Here is a 15,252-nt window from a genome sequence, read left to right as displayed (position 1 = left end):
CTTCTCAGCATCGCTTTCTCGGTTTTTGCAGTTAACGCTTTCGCCGCTTCTTCTGCTCACCCGGTTGTCGCTGAAGGCGGCTCGGATCGTCTGATTGAAAGCCGTGTGGCTGAGGGTGGTTCGGATCGTCTGATCGAAAACCGCGTTGCTGAAGGTGGTTCCGACCGCCTGATCGAAAACCGCGTCGCTGAGGGTGGTTCCGACCGCCTGATCGAAAACCGCGTCGCTGAAGGTGGTTCCGACCGCCTGATCGAAAACCGCGTTGCTGAAGGTGGTTCCGATCGTCTGATCGAAAACCGCGTCGCTGAAGGTGGTTCTGACCGTCTGATCGAAAACCGCGTCGCTGAAGGTGGTTCCGACCGTCTGATCGAAAGCCGCGCTGCCTGAATGAATGGCTTTACTGCGGCATCCAACAAGAAGCCCGGCCTGACATGCCGGGCTTTTTTACGCTCTGTTTTTACTCCGTCAAGCTCTGGACAGGCAGAACGGGCGCACAGTGCTGCCACAAACGTCCTTCGATGAGCACCTGACTCTGCAATGGGACGATCGTGGTTGGTACAGAGTCAATCCACGATAAACAACTTCGCGCCTGTGGTGCTGAAAGATCGATGCCCCTCAGCGTTGTTGCCCACCTGATAGCTCATCCCCGCTGTAAGCGTGAATTGGCGACCATCCTCCAGTTCCGTGTGCAACTCGCCTTCCAGGCACAACAGGATATGCCCTCTCCAGCACCAGTGATCGGCCAGATAACCAGGACTGTATTCAACCATCCGCACACGCGTCGAACCAAACTGGCAGGTTCGCCAATAGGCAGTGCCCGTCTGTCCGGCGTACTGGACAGGTTCGACAGTCGACCAATCGGTCGTACCAAAGGGAACATCCGTTAGATCCATGGGTGGCTCATCAATGATAGAGGATCTGTGGACCGTACCGCTCCAGTGGGATTCTCGATAGATACAGATGCCCCGCATTTAGGAGATACAGGCGCCCATCCAAGCTTGCAATCACTGACTCAAATGGATGCCGCTACGCCCATGCCAATCAAGCCCTGCGCGTGGAGCAATACTCCACAATGAGCTGAGTGACCGCTGCCACCATCGCCTGATCCGCTTCAGGTGAGGCGAACAGCCGACATTGCGCATCCGGCAATGCCGGCAATCCTTGTTCAGCCCCGATAACCGCCAGCCCCTGCCCCAACTGACTGAGAGGCATGGGCGCTATCGCGAAGCCTGCCAGTGCCGCCGCCCGCAACCCGGCGGTGCTGCTGCACAACATTGCCGTGCGTTGGGCGATTCCCGCCTGCGCCAGTCTCGTCAACGCGGCTTCGCGATAAGGGCACGGCGCGGGGAACAGGGCCAGCGGCAACGGCGTCGGTAACCGGGTGACGGGTTGCGCCGACCACGCCCACACCAGCGGCTCTTGCCACAGCAGCAACCCCGCTTCGCTGGTTTCGCACAACGAACCGATGACCACGTCCAGTTGCCCTTGCTTCATCAGCGCCAGCAACGAACCGGGGATGTTCACCTGCACCTCGATTTCCATCCCGGGGTACTGCGCCGCGAAATCCTGAACAGTGCGCAGCAATCGAGACTCGACAAAATCTTCGGACAACCCGATCCGCAACCGCCCGTGAAACGGTGTGCGTGTCAGGTCAGTCCAGGCATCACGGTTCAGCGCGAGGATCGTGCGTGCATAAGCGACCAGGCGCTCGCCATCGGCCGTCAGTTGCTGGGAACGGGTGGTACGCGTCAACAGCGGCTTACCAATCTGCTCTTCCAATCGCCGCACATGACCACTGACCGCCGACTGAGTCAGGTGCAGCTTCTGGGCGGCACGGCTGAAGCCGTCTTCATCGACGACCGTGACAAATGTCTTGAGCAGCAACGTGTCGAACATAGTTTTATTCGTGATTAATCTAGTTGGAATTTACGATTTATATTTCAAATACAACTATGTTGCAATGCGTCACCTGCCCCGCCCTCATCATTCAAGGTGTGCCATGACAACCCTTCTGCATATTCAATGCTCTCCACGCAAACAGCGCTCGGCTTCCCTTGAAGTCGCTCGCAGTTTCATTGCGCGTTATCAAGCAAACACCCCGGACACTGAAATCGTCACCCTCGACCTCTGGAGCATGGCGCTGCCGGAATTTGATGATGTGGCGATGGAGGCCAAATACGCCGGGCTCAGTGGCACGCCGTTGACCACAGCGCAACAGGAGGCCTGGAACACGTTGAAAGAACTGGCTGCGCACCTGCACCGCGCGGATGTACTGGTGATGTCCGTACCGCTGTGGAATTTCAGCATCCCGTACAAACTCAAGCACTTCATCGACCTGGTATCGCAGAAGGACATCCTGTTCAGCGTTGACCCGGAGCGCGGCCTGGAAGGCATGCTGCACAACAAACGCGCCGTGGTGATGTACGCCCGCGGCCTGGATTTTTCGGCGCAGTCGATCACACCGGCGGAGCGCTTCGACTTTCAGAAGCCCTACGTGGAAGCCTGGCTGAGATTTATCGGCGTCACGGATGTGCATTCGGTGATTGTGGAGAAAACCATCCTGGGGGAAGACGTTGACCTGCGTGCGCGTGAGGCCGCGACTCAGCAGGCCAGGCGCCTGGCAGACCGCTTCATCCCCTCCCCGCAATAATGGCAGCAGGTATCTGAGGGTTTTGAAGCACGGCCTGCGAGACTAAACCCTTATGGCCGTTCTCTGCTGTCCGAACAGGTCGACTGGCACGATTTGATGCCGAGCAACGTATAGACAGGGCAGAAACGGAAAATGCCTGTCGCCAGCGGCACCAAACCTATCCAGCCCCATACGCCGATCACCCCGGACAGACTAAGGCCAATGAGAAGCAGACCGGCGACAATGCGCAGGGTTCGATCAATGGTTCCGACATTCGCTTTCATGGCGATCTCCCGATCAATGGTTGCGCCGAGTCTCCAGCGCAGTAAACAACAACATGCCGGCCAGCATCGCCAACATGAATACGATTATTTGCCAGCGTCCTGTCAGCAGAATGGCCACTGCGGGGCCAGGACAAATGCCTGCTATTCCCCAGCCGATGCCAAACAACAGGCTCCCGCCAATCAGGCGTGGGTCCAACTCACGTTTGATCGGTAGCTGCATTGGCTTTCCCAGCAGCGAACTGGATTGCCGGCGTGCCCAGGTCAGCGGGCCAATGGCTATGCCGATTGCGCCGACCATGACCAACGCCAAGGAAGGGTCCCAGGCACCGGTCAGGTCCAGGAAAGCGAGCACTTTGCTCGGATTGGCCATGCCGGCCAGAAGCAGACCCAAGCCGAACAGCAGACCTGCAATGAATGCACTCAGTTTGGTCATGTCCAACCCCCCAGCAGATGACGCAGGACAAACACTGTGGCGAAACCACTGAACATGAAGCACGCAGTGGCAACCATCGATCGCGGCGAAAGGCGCGATATGCCGCACACCCCATGGCCACTGGTGCAACCTGAACCGTATCGTGTGCCGATGCCCACCAATACACCGGCGACGATCAGCCCGAACCAGCCACTTTTGAATTCGATTTGCGGCAGCGTGGCGAACAAGCCCCATAGAAGCGGTGCGATAAGCAGGCCCAGGAGAAAAAGTGCTTTCTCACTCACCCCTTCGCTCCCCCGCTGTAAAAGACTGCCGATCAGACCGCTGATGCCTGCGATACGCCCGTTGGCGACGACGAATAGACTGGCCGCCAAGCCAATCAGTGCGCCACCGGCAAGGGATGACCAGGGGGTGAAGTTGAGCCAGTCGACATTCATGAAGATTCTCCGGCACGAAATGGTTGATAGAGGGTTTGGATGACTGCCAATGCAGCGGGACTGCCGATGCGATTGACCACCTGTTTTGCGTCACGGCGGCGTATGCACATGACTAAATAGCTTTCACTAGCAAGGCCACCGCCACCACCATGGAAACTGCGGCGAAGCCTTTTTGTAAGTGTGGACCCGCCAGCCGTGCCGCGATCAGACGCCCGCACACCATTCCGACCAATGCGCCAATGGAAAACGGAAGTGCGACCGCCCACTGCAAATGCCCGGCTGCGGAGCTTGCAGCAACGCCGGAAATGGAAACCAGCGCAATAACGGCAAGAGACGTTGCAAGCACCGACTGCGCTGTCAAATTGGTGTATCGCTGGAGTGCCGGCACCATCACAAAGCCACCGCCCACGCCGAGCAAGCCGGAAAGCCCGCCCGCGACAATGCCGGAAACGGTGAGTGCCCATGCACACGGCCCCGTCCAGTTAATCTTTCCTCGGTTCACGTCCAATAGACAAGGCGGTGGTTTGGATGTGACGGGGGTCTTCGACTCCGTGGAGGGAGTGAGCGATCGTTGATAGACCCGGAACGCAACGTACATCAGCACGAAGGCAAACATGATCGTCAACGGACGGTTAGGCGTGTGCTGCGCCAGCCAAAGGCCAAGTGGAGAACAGACGATGCCCGCGCCTGCAACTAAAAGCGCCGCTTTATAGCGGACGGTGCCGTTTTTGAGCCCCATTACGGCACCCAGGGTCGCGGCTAAACCGACAGCCAGTAAACCGATTGGCCCTGCCTCGGCCATGCTCAATCCCACTCCAAACACCAGTAATGGAACAGCCAGTATTCCTCCACCGGCGCCGGTCAGCGCCAGAATGACGCCAACAGTAAGCCCGAGCAGTAAAACGACGGTCATCTCAGTCTCCTTGCTTTCAGGTCTGATTTCATACGTCAGCCAACTCAGGTTTTGCCATCCACTCATGGCCCTTGAGCATTCCCTTCCAATACAGCGGTGGAAGAATCCGCTCTTTGAGCAGCCATGCCAGCCTCGATGGCCGGGTACCGTCAATCAGCCAAGATGGAAAGCTGGGGGCGACCTTGCCGCCATAGGTGAACTCAGCCAATACGATCTTGCCGCGCTCAACCGTCAGCGGGCAGGAGCCGTAACCGTCGTAATGGGCACTGCCTTTGGCTTTACCCATTGCGGCCAACACATTATGGGCAACGACTGGCGCCTGCTTGCGTGCTGCAGCCGCGGTCTTGGCGTTGCTGGTGTTGGTGGCGTCGCCCAGCGCGTGAATATTGACCCAGGTTTTATGCCGCAGCGTGGCTGGGTCGACATCAATCCAGCCCGCCGCGTCAGCGAGAGGGCTGACGCGAATGAAATCGGGTGCAATCTGCGGTGGCACCACATGAAGTAGATCGAAGTCGCGCGTAACAAGATGGGCGCTGCCATCCGGGTTGACGCAGTTGAACGTTGCAGTCCGTGCAGGCCCATTCACGCTGGTGAGTGTGTTGCCGAAATTCAGGTCGATACCATAGGCCTTGATGTATTCCATCAGTGCGGGCACGTAGTCGGGAACTCCGAACAGCACCGCGCCGGCGCTGCAAAACTCGATCTCGACTTTGTCCAATACACCGGTACGTTTCCAATGATCGGCAGATAAGTACATGGCTTTTTGCGGCGCCCCGGCACATTTGATCGGCATGGGCGGTTGCGTGAAAATGGCTCGGCCACCACGCAGTTGCTGCACCAGTTCCCACGTATAGGGGGCGAGTTGATACAGGTAGTTTGAAGTCACGCCGTTGCGGCCCAGGGTGTCCGACAAACCTTCGATTGCATGCCAATTGAGCTTGAGGCCAGGGCACACGATCAGTTGCTCGTATTTGACGACTCTGCACCCATCAAGAATGACGGCATTTCTCTCGGGTTCGAAAGCGGCGACCGCCGACTTGATCCAATGCACACCGCGAGGGATGGTCGTGCCCATCGTTCGGGCAGTTTGTGGCGCATCGAAGACTCCACAGCCGACCAGTGTCCAGCCAGGCTGGTAGTAGTGCACATCGGCCGGGTCGATGATGGCAACGTCGAGTCCGGGTTCTCGTGCCAGCAAACTGGAAGCGGTCGCGATACCTGCCGCACCGCCCCCGATGATGACCACGGTATGCTGCGCCTCGGCCACTTCGACCGGCGTGCGTCCCTGATTCGCGATCCGGCGAATGACGCCTTTCATATCGAACCCGGCTTTTTTGGCGGTCTCGACGATCTGTGGCAGGGGTTGCTGGCCCGCTTGTGACAGTGCCCACATCGTTGTCGAGCGCATGCCGGAACGGCAATAGGCCAACACCGGCTTTGGCAGTGTTTCAAGGAGCTTGCCGAAGGCAATACCTTGCTCGTCAGTGACTTTGCCTGACTCTGCGGGGAGGTAGTGCGCCTCGATGCCGGCCGCTTCGGCGGCTCGTTTGATTTCGGCAAACAAGGGCTGATCACTGCCTTCGCCATCGGGACGGTTACACACGACGGTGCGAAAACCGGCTTCTTTGAGTTCAGCCAATTGGTTGGGGAAAATCTGTTCTGATACCGACAGTCCGGGCGCAAGGTGGCGAATGTCCATAAGGATCTCCGTTATGGGTATTTTTCTTATGCGTTTTCTGGGAAAGGCAACGTCAGGCGACGTTGAGCGGGATTTTCAGGTAGCGCGTTCCGTTCGCTTCAGGCTCGGGCAAGTGCCCTGCTCGCATGTTGACCTGAACCGATGGCAGGATCAGTGTCGGCATTTCCAACGATGCATCACGCTTTGTGCGCATCGCCACAAACTCCTCTTCGCTGATGCCATTACGCACATGAACGTTGTGCGCGCGCTGGTCTGCAACGGTGCTGACGAACTGCACCTCGCGGCCACCCGGCTGGTAGTCGTGACACATGTACAGCAAGGTATTGGCCGGCAGACTCAGCACCTTGTTGATTGACTGGAACAACGTGCGCGCATTGCCGCCGGGAAAGTCACAGCGTGCAGTACCGTAGTCGGGCATAAACAAGGTATCGCCAACGAAGGCAGCCGTTTCGATCCCATCGCTGATGACATACGTCATACAGGCGGGTGTATGGCCGGGTGTATGGAGCGCGTGGCATTGCAGCGTGCCAATGGCAAACGGCTCGTCATTGACGAACAGGTGATCGAACTGGCTTCCATCGCGGGCCATATCGCGACCTGTATTGAACAGCGTGCCGAACACCTCCTGCACCGTAGAAATCTGACTGCCGATCCCTATTTTCCCACCGAGTTTTTCCTTCAGGTAGGGCGCGGCCGTCAGGTGGTCTGCGTGGACGTGAGTCTCAAGAATCCAGTCGACCTTCGCATTGAGTTCCTTCACCCTCGCAATCAACTTGTCGGCAGACGTTGTGCTGGTGTGGCCGGACTTAGGGTCGTAATCAAGTACGCTGTCGATCAAAGCGCAGTGGTGGGTCGCCTCATCCAGCACAAGATAGCTGACGGTATTGGTAGCAGAATCGAAGAATCCTTCGACGTGAAGTTTTACACTCATTGGCCTGTCTCCTTAGGGGGCTTTTACCAAGCCGCTCACACTGAGGCAGATATAGCAATAAGTCTGCCAAGCCCGACCCGCACAAAAATATGCTCCTACCTATTTGATTTTATTAAGTTTATTTTTCTCAGCATGGTTTTAGTTTTTCTACATCCACCTGGATTTACTGCCATTGGCAGTGCTTGTTGACAGAGGTGGCAGTGCCACAACAGGATGGATGGATTCTCAGGAGCCACGATGAAGATTATCCTGCCCGCCCCACCCCACTCACTCCCGCACTCGGATCAAGTGCAGTCACTTGTTTCGTTTCTTGAGTACGAACCCCAGCCGATGATCGTGCTCGATCCGGACTACAACATTCTGGCTGCCAACACGGCCTATCAGCGGCAGTTTGGCAGCGCTGACAAGCCCTTTATCGGCCATAAGTGTTATCAAATCTCACACCATTACGATGTCCCCTGTGATCAGGCGGGTGAGAACTGTCCGATGAAAAAGGCGCAGGAAATGCGCGGACCGGATCGCGTTTTGCACATTCACCACACGCCTCGCGGTCCTGAGCATGTCGACGTCGAATTACGCCCGATTCTAGATGAGCACGGTGTTATTACTGCCTATGTGGAGCGTCTGACACTGGTTCGCAGCGCATCAGCGCGGCCCAGTAACGAAGGGTTGGTCGGCCGTTCACCCGCCTTTAACCGTGCCCTGTCGGAGCTGCAGCGGGTGGCACCCTCAATGCTGCCGGTGCTGCTGCTCGGTGAGTCCGGTACGGGCAAAGAACTGTTCGCCCGCGCCGTACATGAAACCAGCGAGCGGGCCACTGGACCCTTTGTCGTCGTTGATTGCTCTGGCTTGACTGAAACGTTATTTGAGAGCGAGTTGTTCGGCCATGAAAAAGGAGCATTCACCGGTGCCACCATGCGTAAGCCTGGCCTGGTTGAAACGGCCCAGGGCGGCACGTTGTTTCTCGATGAGATTGGCGATATTCCGCTGGCGATGCAGGTGAAACTGTTGCGCCTGATCGAATCGGGCACCTATCGCCGTGTCGGGGGTGTCGAGACCCTTCACGCTAACTTCAGGTTAATTGCGGCGACCCACAAACCACTGGAAAAAATGATGGAGAAAGGTGAGTTCAGGCAGGACCTGTACTACCGCATCAGCGCCTTTCCCATTCAGTTACCTCCCTTGCGCGACCGAATTGAAGACATTGGGTTGCTGGTGAATTCATTTCTGCAACGTGCCGGTTCAGGCAAGCGCCGACTGACAATAGAAGCTGATGCGCTGACGCAATTGCAGCGGTTTTCCTGGCCCGGCAATATCCGTGAGTTACGCAATGTTCTGGAAAGAGCCAGTCTGTTTGCTGACGATGGTGTGATTCGCTCCATACATTTGCCTCAGGTATCCGTGGTGGCATCTGCTCAGGTCTCGACTTCAACTGCTTTCGATGGCAGCTCGCTGGTACAGGAACTGGCTACGTTCAAAGGTACCCGCGCTGAACTGGCCAAGCACCTTGGAATTAGCGAACGTACTTTGTACAGACGATTGAAAGAACAAGGTTTGGCCTAGTAGTGAGTGCTCGCGCCGTAAGACTGCCAATGACTGCCAACCCTGGCAGATTGGCAGCGCACTGACCTGCCAACACATTCCGCGCATCGCTGGATTAGTATCTAACCGCCTGTTTTAAAACGATAAAAACTTACCTCTCCCCCTTGGCATGCCGTGTGCTAACTGCATAGTCATGACCATTTCCGACAAACGACTGCGACGCCATCTGCTCACAGCAGTAGTGATCAAGCTACTGGTGCTGACAGTGCTGTGGTGGCTGTTCATCCGGGATTCGCACGTCAGTGTCGACTCGAACACCATCGGAAACCGTTTCGGTGTACCCACCTCGACTCAAGGGGCAAGCAAGTGATTTCAGAACACCTGGTGGATTTGTCTCGGCTGCAGTTTGCAGCCACTGCGCTTTATCACTTTCTTTTTGTACCGCTCACGGTTGGCATGGTCTGGCTGCTGGTCATCATGGAAAGTGTCTTTGTGATGACCGGTAATGTCATCTGGAAAGACATGACGCGCTTCTGGGGCAAGTTGTTCGGCATCAACTTCGCCCTGGGGGTGACTACGGGCATCACCCTGGAATTCCAGTTCGGTACCAACTGGGCGTATTACTCGCATTACGTCGGCGACATCTTCGGAGCCCCACTGGCGATCGAGGGCATGATGGCGTTCTTTCTTGAATCGACCATGATCGGCCTGTTCTTTTTTGGTTGGGATCGTCTGAAGAAAGAGCACCACTTGCTGGTCACTCTGCTGATGGCGATTGGTACAAACCTTTCAGCCTTGTGGATTCTGATCGCCAATGGCTGGATGCAGAACCCGGTAGGTTCAGAATTCAGTTACATCACCATGCGCATGGAGATGGTTGATTTTTGGGCAGTGGTTTTCAATCCGGTAGCACAGGCCAAGTTTGTGCACACCGTCTCAGCCGGTTATGTCACCGGTTCGATGTTTGTGCTGTCGATTTCCAGTTGGTACTTGCTCAAGAATCGTGATGTCGAGTTTGCCAAACGCAGTTTCCGGGTGGCGGCGGCCTTTGGTCTCGCATCAGTGCTGAGCGTGATCGTGTTGGGTGACGAGTCGGGTTACACGGTGGGTGAGGCGCAGCAAACCAAGATGGCAGCCATGGAGGCCATGTGGGAAACGAAGCCTGCTCCGGCGGGCCTGACATTGGTGGCCAGTATTAATGAAGCCGAGTCTAAAAATAACTGGGAAGTTGAAGTGCCGTGGCTGATGGGCCTGATTGGCACACGATCAGTCAGCAAGCAGATTCCAGGCATTCATGAGATCAAAGAAAAGAACCGCGCTCGAATTCTCCGAGGTATTACCGCCGTCAATGCCCTTGAAGCCGTCAGAGCCAATCGCACCGATTCGGCAGCTCTGAAGACATTCGATGAATACAAAACCGATCTGGGCTTTGGCCTGTTGCTCAAGAAGTATGTCGAGGACGTCAACCAGGCCACGCCGGCCATTATCGAAAAGGCCGTAAACGATACCGTACCGCGCGTGACACCTATGTTCTGGGCGTTCCGGATCATGGTCGCGCTAGGTTTTGCCATGCTTGTGCTATTCGGACTTGCCTTTTGGAGCACCTTGAAGTCGACCTGCACACGACGCCGCTGGTTACTGCGTTGGGCGCTCTGCATGCTGCCTGCGCCATGGATTGCCTGCGAGCTGGGCTGGTTCGTCGCTGAATACGGCCGCCAGCCCTGGACCATTTACGGCGTGCTGCCGACCCACATGAGCGTATCCACGCTTAGCGTCAACAACCTCTATGGCTCGCTGGCGGGATTCATCGTTTTCTACACCGTGCTGCTGGTGGTTGAAATGTTCCTGATGGTCAAGTTTGCCCGTCAAGGTCCTGGCAGCCTCGGAACTGGCCGTTATGTACACGATGCCCATTTGAAGGAACTCCACCATGCTTGATTACTTCACCCTGAAAATTATCTGGTGGGCGCTGGTCGGTGTATTGCTGATCGGCTTCGCCATCATGGATGGCCACGACATGGGGGTCGGCACGCTGCTGCCCTTTGTCGGCCGCAATGACATGGAGCGGCGCGTCGTTATCAATACCGTCGGTCCGCATTGGGATGGGAATCAGGTCTGGTTCATTACTGCGGGTGGCGCATTGTTTGCGGCGTGGCCTGTGGTGTATGCCACCGCATTCAGCGGATTCTACTGGGCGATGATTCTGGTCCTCTGGGCGCTGTTCTTCCGCCCGGTGGGTTTTGACTATCGCAGCAAGATCCACAACTCCACCTGGCGCAGTACTTGGGACTGGGGACTCTTTGTGGGTGGAGCAGTGCCGCCTCTGGTCTTCGGGATTGCGTTTGGCAACCTGCTGCAAGGTGTGCCGTTCCACTTTAACGACCTGCTGGTTTCGACCTACACCGGCAGCTTCTGGCAACTGCTCAACCCCTTCGCGTTGCTCACCGGCGTTGTAAGCAGCGCAATGATCACCCTTCAAGGTGGTGCTTATCTGGCACATCGCACTGAAGGGGTTATCCAGGCGAGGGCAATCAAAGGCGGGGTGGGTGCAGCGATCGTGCTGGTGTGTTCATTTATCGTTGCCGGCATCTGGCTGCAATGGATTGATGGCTATCGCATTACATCGGTAGTTGATACGGCAGGACTGCCTGACATTCTCAGCAAGTCCGTGGTGCGCGAAGCGGGAGCCTGGATGGCCAACTATGGCCATTATCCTTTGCTGTGGCTGCTGCCCGCACTGGGATTGATCGGCGCAGCAGGTGCCGCCGTGCTGTTGATGGCGCGCCATACACTTTCAGCGTTTATTGCGTCATCGCTTTCAGTCATCGGTGTTATCTGCACGGCCGGCGTATCGATGTTTCCGTTCGTCATGCCGTCATCAACGATGCCTGCGGCAAGTCTTACCGTGTGGGACAGCGTCGCCAGTCACTTAAGCCTGGCCATCATGTTCTGGGCCGCGTTGATCTTCATGCCACTGATTGTGCTTTATACCTCGTGGGCGTATCGCGTCATGCGGGGCAAGGTCACCGTTGCACAGATCAAAGCCAACGAACATTCTGCCTATTAGTGCCGGCAAAGGAGTAATGAACATGTGGTATTTCGCCTGGATGCTGGGGGTCGGTTTTGCATTGCTACTGGCTATATTGAACGCGATGTGGGGCGAGAACGAAGTTGGCCGAGCCTTGAGCGACAACGACGAGACGCTGTCATGATGCCGCGCGTCGCTAACCCTCAACCAACCTCACACCTTCATTTGCCGAGTTTGGTGATCGCTTTAGCAATCATGCTCGCTTGCACGCTCTATCCTCCCATGATGGCCGCTCCTGACGGGAAGCCTGACCACGCGCTGGCTACAGCATTATTCGCAGCCATGAGCGTGGCCTTTGTGAAAGGTGTGGGTTTTGTCCCGCGGATGCTCGTCTGGCGCTGGCTTCTCTCAGGCTGGACTTGTTTCGTGTTACTTGCCGTTGCTGGCTGGGTAAAGTTTCTACAGTGAGGACTGACGACACGATTTGATCTGAGTCTTCAACATAAGGAACTGAGGCCGGTCAGATCATGCTCAGATCGGCCAGCGCCGCTCGCTCACTGATGGTTATTTCGCCAAGCTAACGAGTGACTGCCGCCCTCCTGGTCCCCGCAAACGCACTCGTCCCCAGCCAGCGCCACAGGTTTTCCGCGTCCTTCACCGCGCCATCCACACGCAGCTCTTGCGACTCAAGCACCTCCCGCGGTGTGCGGTCGCCCGCCCACACTTCGGTCAACGCGCGCACGCTGGAGTCCACGACCAGCGTCAGCTCGCGGCCCGGGTCATCGCGGCATAGATCCGCCACGCCCTGCTCCACCACCAGCCACCAGGCTTGCTCGCCGGGCCGCGCGTCGCGGAACGTGAACTGGATGACCACCGGTCGCGACGGAAACGTCTCAATGCGCACGAACCGCCGCACATCCCACATCAGCAGGCCGGCGTCGAGTTGGTCATCGCGCAGGCGACTGCCGATCCAGCGCGCTCCCCAGTGCCCCAGCGCCATGATGATGGGGCGCAGTTCCTCGCCCGCCGCGGTCAGGCTGTACTCCCAGACTTTGCCGGTGGCCGTGCGGTGTACGACGCCGATGTCTTCCAGATGGCGTAGCCGTTGTGCCAGCAGATTGGTGGACATTCGGGGGACGCCACGGTGCAGTTCGTTAAAGCGTTTGCTGCCGCACAGCAGCTCGCGCACCACCAACGGTGTCCAGCGCTCGCACAGGGCTTCAGCACCGCGGGCGACTGTGCAGAACTGGCCGTAGCTCTCTTCCATTGCCTGGACTCCGCAACTGCAACGCTTCACTTTTTGAACTAGCCCGGCCCCTTCGCCACGCGCACGCTCAAGCCTTCGAAAGCCAAAAGCCAATGGAGAACGCCATGACCAAGGTAGCCATCATTCAGCGCCCGCCCGTGCTGCTCGATCGCAGCGCGACGATCGCCCGGGCCGTGCAATCGGTCGCCGAGGCGGCGGCAGCAGGCGCCTCGCTGATCGTTTTGCCCGAATCGTTCATTCCCGGTTACCCGTCGTGGATCTGGCGACTGGCGGCGGGCAAGGACGGGGCTGTCATGGGCCAGTTGCACACGCGGCTGCTGGCCAACGCGGTCGATATCGCCAACGGTGATCTGGGCGAATTATGCGAAGCCGCCAGGGTTCACGCCGTGACGATTGTGTGTGGCATCAATGAATGCGACCGCTCTACGGGAGGCGGCACGCTCTATAACAGCGTAGTCGTTATCGGTGCGGATGGCGCAGTGCTCAACCGCCATCGCAAGCTGATGCCGACCAATCCGGAACGCATGGTGCATGGCTTCGGTGATGCGTCCGGGTTGCGTGCGGTCGATACACCGGTCGGCCGCGTCGGTGCGCTGATCTGCTGGGAAAACTACATGCCGCTGGCGCGCTATTCCCTGTATGCCCAAGGGGTGGAGATTTATATCGCGCCCACCTACGACACCGGCGAAGGCTGGATCAGCACGATGCGGCACATTGCACTTGAAGGCCGCTGTTGGGTGCTCGGCAGCGGCACCGCGCTGCGCGGCAGTGACATTCCCGAGGACTTTCCAGCGCGTATGCAACTGTTTGCCGATCCGGACGAATGGATCAACGATGGCGACTCGGTGGTGGTCAGTCCTCAAGGCCGGATTGTGGCCGGCCCCTTGCATCGGGAGGCCGGCATTCTGTATGCGGACATTGACGTCGCACTCGTGGCGCCGGCGCGACGGGCGCTCGACGTCACCGGGCATTACGCGCGCCCTGACATTTTCGAACTGCACGTGCGGCGCTCGCCAGCGATACCGGTTCACTACATCGACGAGTGAAGACAGGCATCCGTGCTGTATCGGCCATTGATAAAGGAGTCATGCCATGAGCATTGAACGGTCGTACAAAGGCAGTTGTTTCTGCGGCGCAGTCGAGTTCACCGTCAGCGGTGAACCGGCCGCAATGGGCTATTGCCATTGCGAGTCATGTCGGCATTGGTCAGCAGGACCGGTCAATGCCTTCACGCTGTGGAAACCCGACGCGGTGCAAGTGACTCGGGGTGCCGACAACATCGGCACCTACAACAAGACACCGCGCAGCTACCGCAAATGGTGCAAGACGTGTGGCGGGCACCTCTTTACGGACCACCCCGAGATGGGGCTGATTGACGTGTATGCCGCGGTCATTCCGGATCTCGCGTACTCGCCGGGCGTTCACGTGCACTATCAAGAGACGGTGCTGCGGATCAAGGATGGATTGCCCAAGTTAAAGGATCTCCCCGGCGAGTTAGGCGGATCGGGTATCAGCGTGGAGGAATAGTGCTGGCAAAAGAAGTGTCCGGGATTGCAGCTTATGCCGGTTGCTGCTTGATCGGCGCTCAAGCAGCGGCACAACTGAAAACGGGCACCGTAAAGGCGCCCGTTTTTTTTCGGTGTAGTCGCTTACATCAACCGATACGGCTTCAACGCCCGGCCAGGCAGCAGACCGATTCAGCCTCGCGGGTCAGTACGGTTTTTTTGATCCCGAGGAAGCCGCGTTACTCAACCCTTTCGCGTTGTGATCGCCTGGAGTCGAGGTCGAAATCGCACCGGCTTTGGTGACGCCGCGCGTATCTCTGGATTGGGCGATGCCTGAAGTCGTTGAGCCTTTACTGCGATCACCGTTGCGTTCACTGCCATAGTGGTTTCCGCTTTCACCACGGTCGCGAACGGCCTTGCCGGCATGATCGCTGGACAGTCCCTTTCCACGGCCACTGCTGTCAGCGTTGCCGGCGTGACCGGACCCGCTGTGACCACCACCCGTGCCACCGCCATGGCCACCTCCATTGCCACCGCCGTTACCACCACCTCCTCCATTGCCACCGCCACCACCACCACCACCA

Annotated in this window: 20 protein-coding genes and 1 pseudogene; 10 read left to right on the top strand and 11 right to left on the bottom strand. The window is 57.6% G+C overall.

Annotated elements, in window-relative coordinates; all coding sequences use genetic code 11:
- A partial coding sequence (locus FHL16_RS32690) for a phage infection protein (RefSeq protein WP_077750460.1) occupies window positions 1-387 on the top strand: 387 nt, incomplete at its 5' end.
- Window positions 388-563: 176 nt separating this feature from the next.
- Here the strand turns inward: FHL16_RS32690 and FHL16_RS32685 are convergent.
- Together FHL16_RS32685 and FHL16_RS32680 are read right to left on the bottom strand one after the other, a co-directional pair.
- A complete protein-coding gene (locus tag FHL16_RS32685) occupies window positions 564-893 on the bottom strand; it encodes a DHCW motif cupin fold protein (protein WP_010459253.1) in 330 nt (109 codons plus the stop codon).
- A gap of 148 nt (window positions 894-1,041) precedes the next feature.
- On the bottom strand, window positions 1,042-1,896 hold the full coding sequence (locus FHL16_RS32680; protein WP_077750459.1) for a LysR substrate-binding domain-containing protein: 855 nt from the start codon (window positions 1,894-1,896) through the stop codon (window positions 1,042-1,044).
- Between the two features lie 103 nt (window positions 1,897-1,999).
- Between FHL16_RS32680 and FHL16_RS32675 the strand changes: the two genes are divergently transcribed.
- Window positions 2,000-2,650, top strand: coding sequence for an FMN-dependent NADH-azoreductase (locus FHL16_RS32675; RefSeq protein ID WP_077750458.1), 651 nt, complete (start codon window positions 2,000-2,002; stop codon window positions 2,648-2,650).
- 50 nt (window positions 2,651-2,700) lie between these two features.
- On the opposite strand, the gene FHL16_RS32670 is transcribed toward FHL16_RS32675, so the two are convergent.
- The 7 genes and pseudogenes from FHL16_RS32670 to FHL16_RS32640 form a co-directional block, all read right to left on the bottom strand.
- Window positions 2,701-2,913 carry a YgaP family membrane protein gene (locus tag FHL16_RS32670; RefSeq protein ID WP_010459248.1) on the bottom strand — a complete coding sequence of 71 codons (213 nt, stop codon included), beginning with the start codon at window positions 2,911-2,913 and terminating at the stop codon, window positions 2,701-2,703.
- A 13-nt stretch (window positions 2,914-2,926) separates the two neighbouring features.
- The gene (locus FHL16_RS32665; RefSeq protein WP_077750457.1) at window positions 2,927-3,346 is read right to left on the bottom strand and encodes a DUF6691 family protein; all 420 of its coding nucleotides are present in this window, start codon (window positions 3,344-3,346) and stop codon (window positions 2,927-2,929) included.
- On the bottom strand, window positions 3,343-3,783 hold the full coding sequence (locus FHL16_RS32660) for a YeeE/YedE family protein (RefSeq protein ID WP_077750456.1): 441 nt from the start codon (window positions 3,781-3,783) through the stop codon (window positions 3,343-3,345). Before FHL16_RS32660 ends, FHL16_RS32665 begins: the two co-directional genes overlap by 4 nt.
- Window positions 3,780-3,881, bottom strand: a pseudogene (locus tag FHL16_RS35145) (transcriptional regulator); the annotation flags it as partial. The gene FHL16_RS32660 and the pseudogene FHL16_RS35145, both read right to left, overlap by 4 nt.
- Window positions 3,882-3,895: 14 nt before the next feature.
- Window positions 3,896-4,696 carry a sulfite exporter TauE/SafE family protein gene (locus FHL16_RS32650; protein ID WP_077750455.1) on the bottom strand — a complete coding sequence of 267 codons (801 nt, stop codon included), beginning with the start codon at window positions 4,694-4,696 and terminating at the stop codon, window positions 3,896-3,898.
- Window positions 4,697-4,724: 28 nt separating this feature from the next.
- Window positions 4,725-6,395, bottom strand: a complete 1,671-nt coding sequence (locus tag FHL16_RS32645; protein WP_010459240.1) for a bifunctional protein tyrosine phosphatase family protein/NAD(P)/FAD-dependent oxidoreductase — start codon at window positions 6,393-6,395, stop codon at window positions 4,725-4,727.
- A gap of 52 nt (window positions 6,396-6,447) precedes the next feature.
- Window positions 6,448-7,326 (bottom strand): MBL fold metallo-hydrolase, encoded by an 879-nt coding sequence (locus FHL16_RS32640; protein ID WP_010459238.1) that lies wholly within the window; start codon window positions 7,324-7,326, stop codon window positions 6,448-6,450.
- A gap of 237 nt (window positions 7,327-7,563) precedes the next feature.
- Between FHL16_RS32640 and FHL16_RS32635 the strand changes: the two genes are divergently transcribed.
- The 6 genes from FHL16_RS32635 to FHL16_RS32615 all read left to right on the top strand — a co-directional run bounded on the left by FHL16_RS32635 (window position 7,564) and on the right by FHL16_RS32615 (window position 12,364).
- Window positions 7,564-8,889 carry a sigma-54 interaction domain-containing protein gene (locus FHL16_RS32635; RefSeq protein WP_077750454.1) on the top strand — a complete coding sequence of 442 codons (1,326 nt, stop codon included), beginning with the start codon at window positions 7,564-7,566 and terminating at the stop codon, window positions 8,887-8,889.
- Between the two features lie 172 nt (window positions 8,890-9,061).
- Window positions 9,062-9,238, top strand: a complete 177-nt coding sequence (gene cydP / locus FHL16_RS34180) for a cytochrome oxidase putative small subunit CydP (protein WP_010459233.1) — start codon at window positions 9,062-9,064, stop codon at window positions 9,236-9,238.
- Window positions 9,235-10,806, top strand: a complete 1,572-nt coding sequence (locus FHL16_RS32630) for a cytochrome ubiquinol oxidase subunit I (RefSeq protein WP_077750453.1) — start codon at window positions 9,235-9,237, stop codon at window positions 10,804-10,806. Before cydP ends, FHL16_RS32630 begins: the two co-directional genes overlap by 4 nt.
- Window positions 10,799-11,935 (top strand): cytochrome d ubiquinol oxidase subunit II, encoded by a 1,137-nt coding sequence (gene cydB / locus FHL16_RS32625; RefSeq protein ID WP_077750452.1) that lies wholly within the window; start codon window positions 10,799-10,801, stop codon window positions 11,933-11,935. Before FHL16_RS32630 ends, cydB begins: the two co-directional genes overlap by 8 nt.
- A 22-nt stretch (window positions 11,936-11,957) precedes the next feature.
- The gene (gene cydX / locus FHL16_RS32620) at window positions 11,958-12,080 is read left to right on the top strand and encodes a cytochrome bd-I oxidase subunit CydX (RefSeq protein WP_010459227.1); all 123 of its coding nucleotides are present in this window, start codon (window positions 11,958-11,960) and stop codon (window positions 12,078-12,080) included.
- Window positions 12,077-12,364 (top strand): cyd operon YbgE family protein, encoded by a 288-nt coding sequence (locus FHL16_RS32615; protein ID WP_010459225.1) that lies wholly within the window; start codon window positions 12,077-12,079, stop codon window positions 12,362-12,364. The genes cydX and FHL16_RS32615 overlap by 4 nt, the downstream gene beginning before the upstream one ends.
- A gap of 109 nt (window positions 12,365-12,473) precedes the next feature.
- Here the strand turns inward: FHL16_RS32615 and FHL16_RS32610 are convergent, their stop codons facing one another.
- Window positions 12,474-13,163, bottom strand: a complete 690-nt coding sequence (locus FHL16_RS32610) for a winged helix-turn-helix transcriptional regulator (RefSeq protein ID WP_010459223.1) — start codon at window positions 13,161-13,163, stop codon at window positions 12,474-12,476.
- A 104-nt stretch (window positions 13,164-13,267) separates the two neighbouring features.
- Here FHL16_RS32610 and FHL16_RS32605 point away from each other — a divergent pair, with 104 nt between their 5' ends.
- Together FHL16_RS32605 and FHL16_RS32600 are read left to right on the top strand one after the other, a co-directional pair.
- Window positions 13,268-14,209 carry a carbon-nitrogen hydrolase family protein gene (locus tag FHL16_RS32605; RefSeq protein ID WP_077750451.1) on the top strand — a complete coding sequence of 314 codons (942 nt, stop codon included), beginning with the start codon at window positions 13,268-13,270 and terminating at the stop codon, window positions 14,207-14,209.
- Between the two features lie 46 nt (window positions 14,210-14,255).
- Window positions 14,256-14,690, top strand: a complete 435-nt coding sequence (locus FHL16_RS32600) for a GFA family protein (RefSeq protein ID WP_077750450.1) — start codon at window positions 14,256-14,258, stop codon at window positions 14,688-14,690.
- Window positions 14,691-14,873: 183 nt separating this feature from the next.
- On the opposite strand, the gene FHL16_RS34625 is transcribed toward FHL16_RS32600, so the two are convergent.
- On the bottom strand, window positions 14,874-15,252 hold a 379-nt coding region (locus FHL16_RS34625; protein ID WP_238706216.1), incomplete at its 5' end, for a hypothetical protein.

Source organism: Pseudomonas sp. FSL W5-0299 (genome assembly GCF_005930655.1).
In the GTDB taxonomy this organism is placed as follows: Bacteria; Pseudomonadota; Gammaproteobacteria; order Pseudomonadales; family Pseudomonadaceae; genus Aquipseudomonas; species Aquipseudomonas mandelii.
This window is presented reverse-complemented; position numbering and strand designations above follow the sequence as displayed.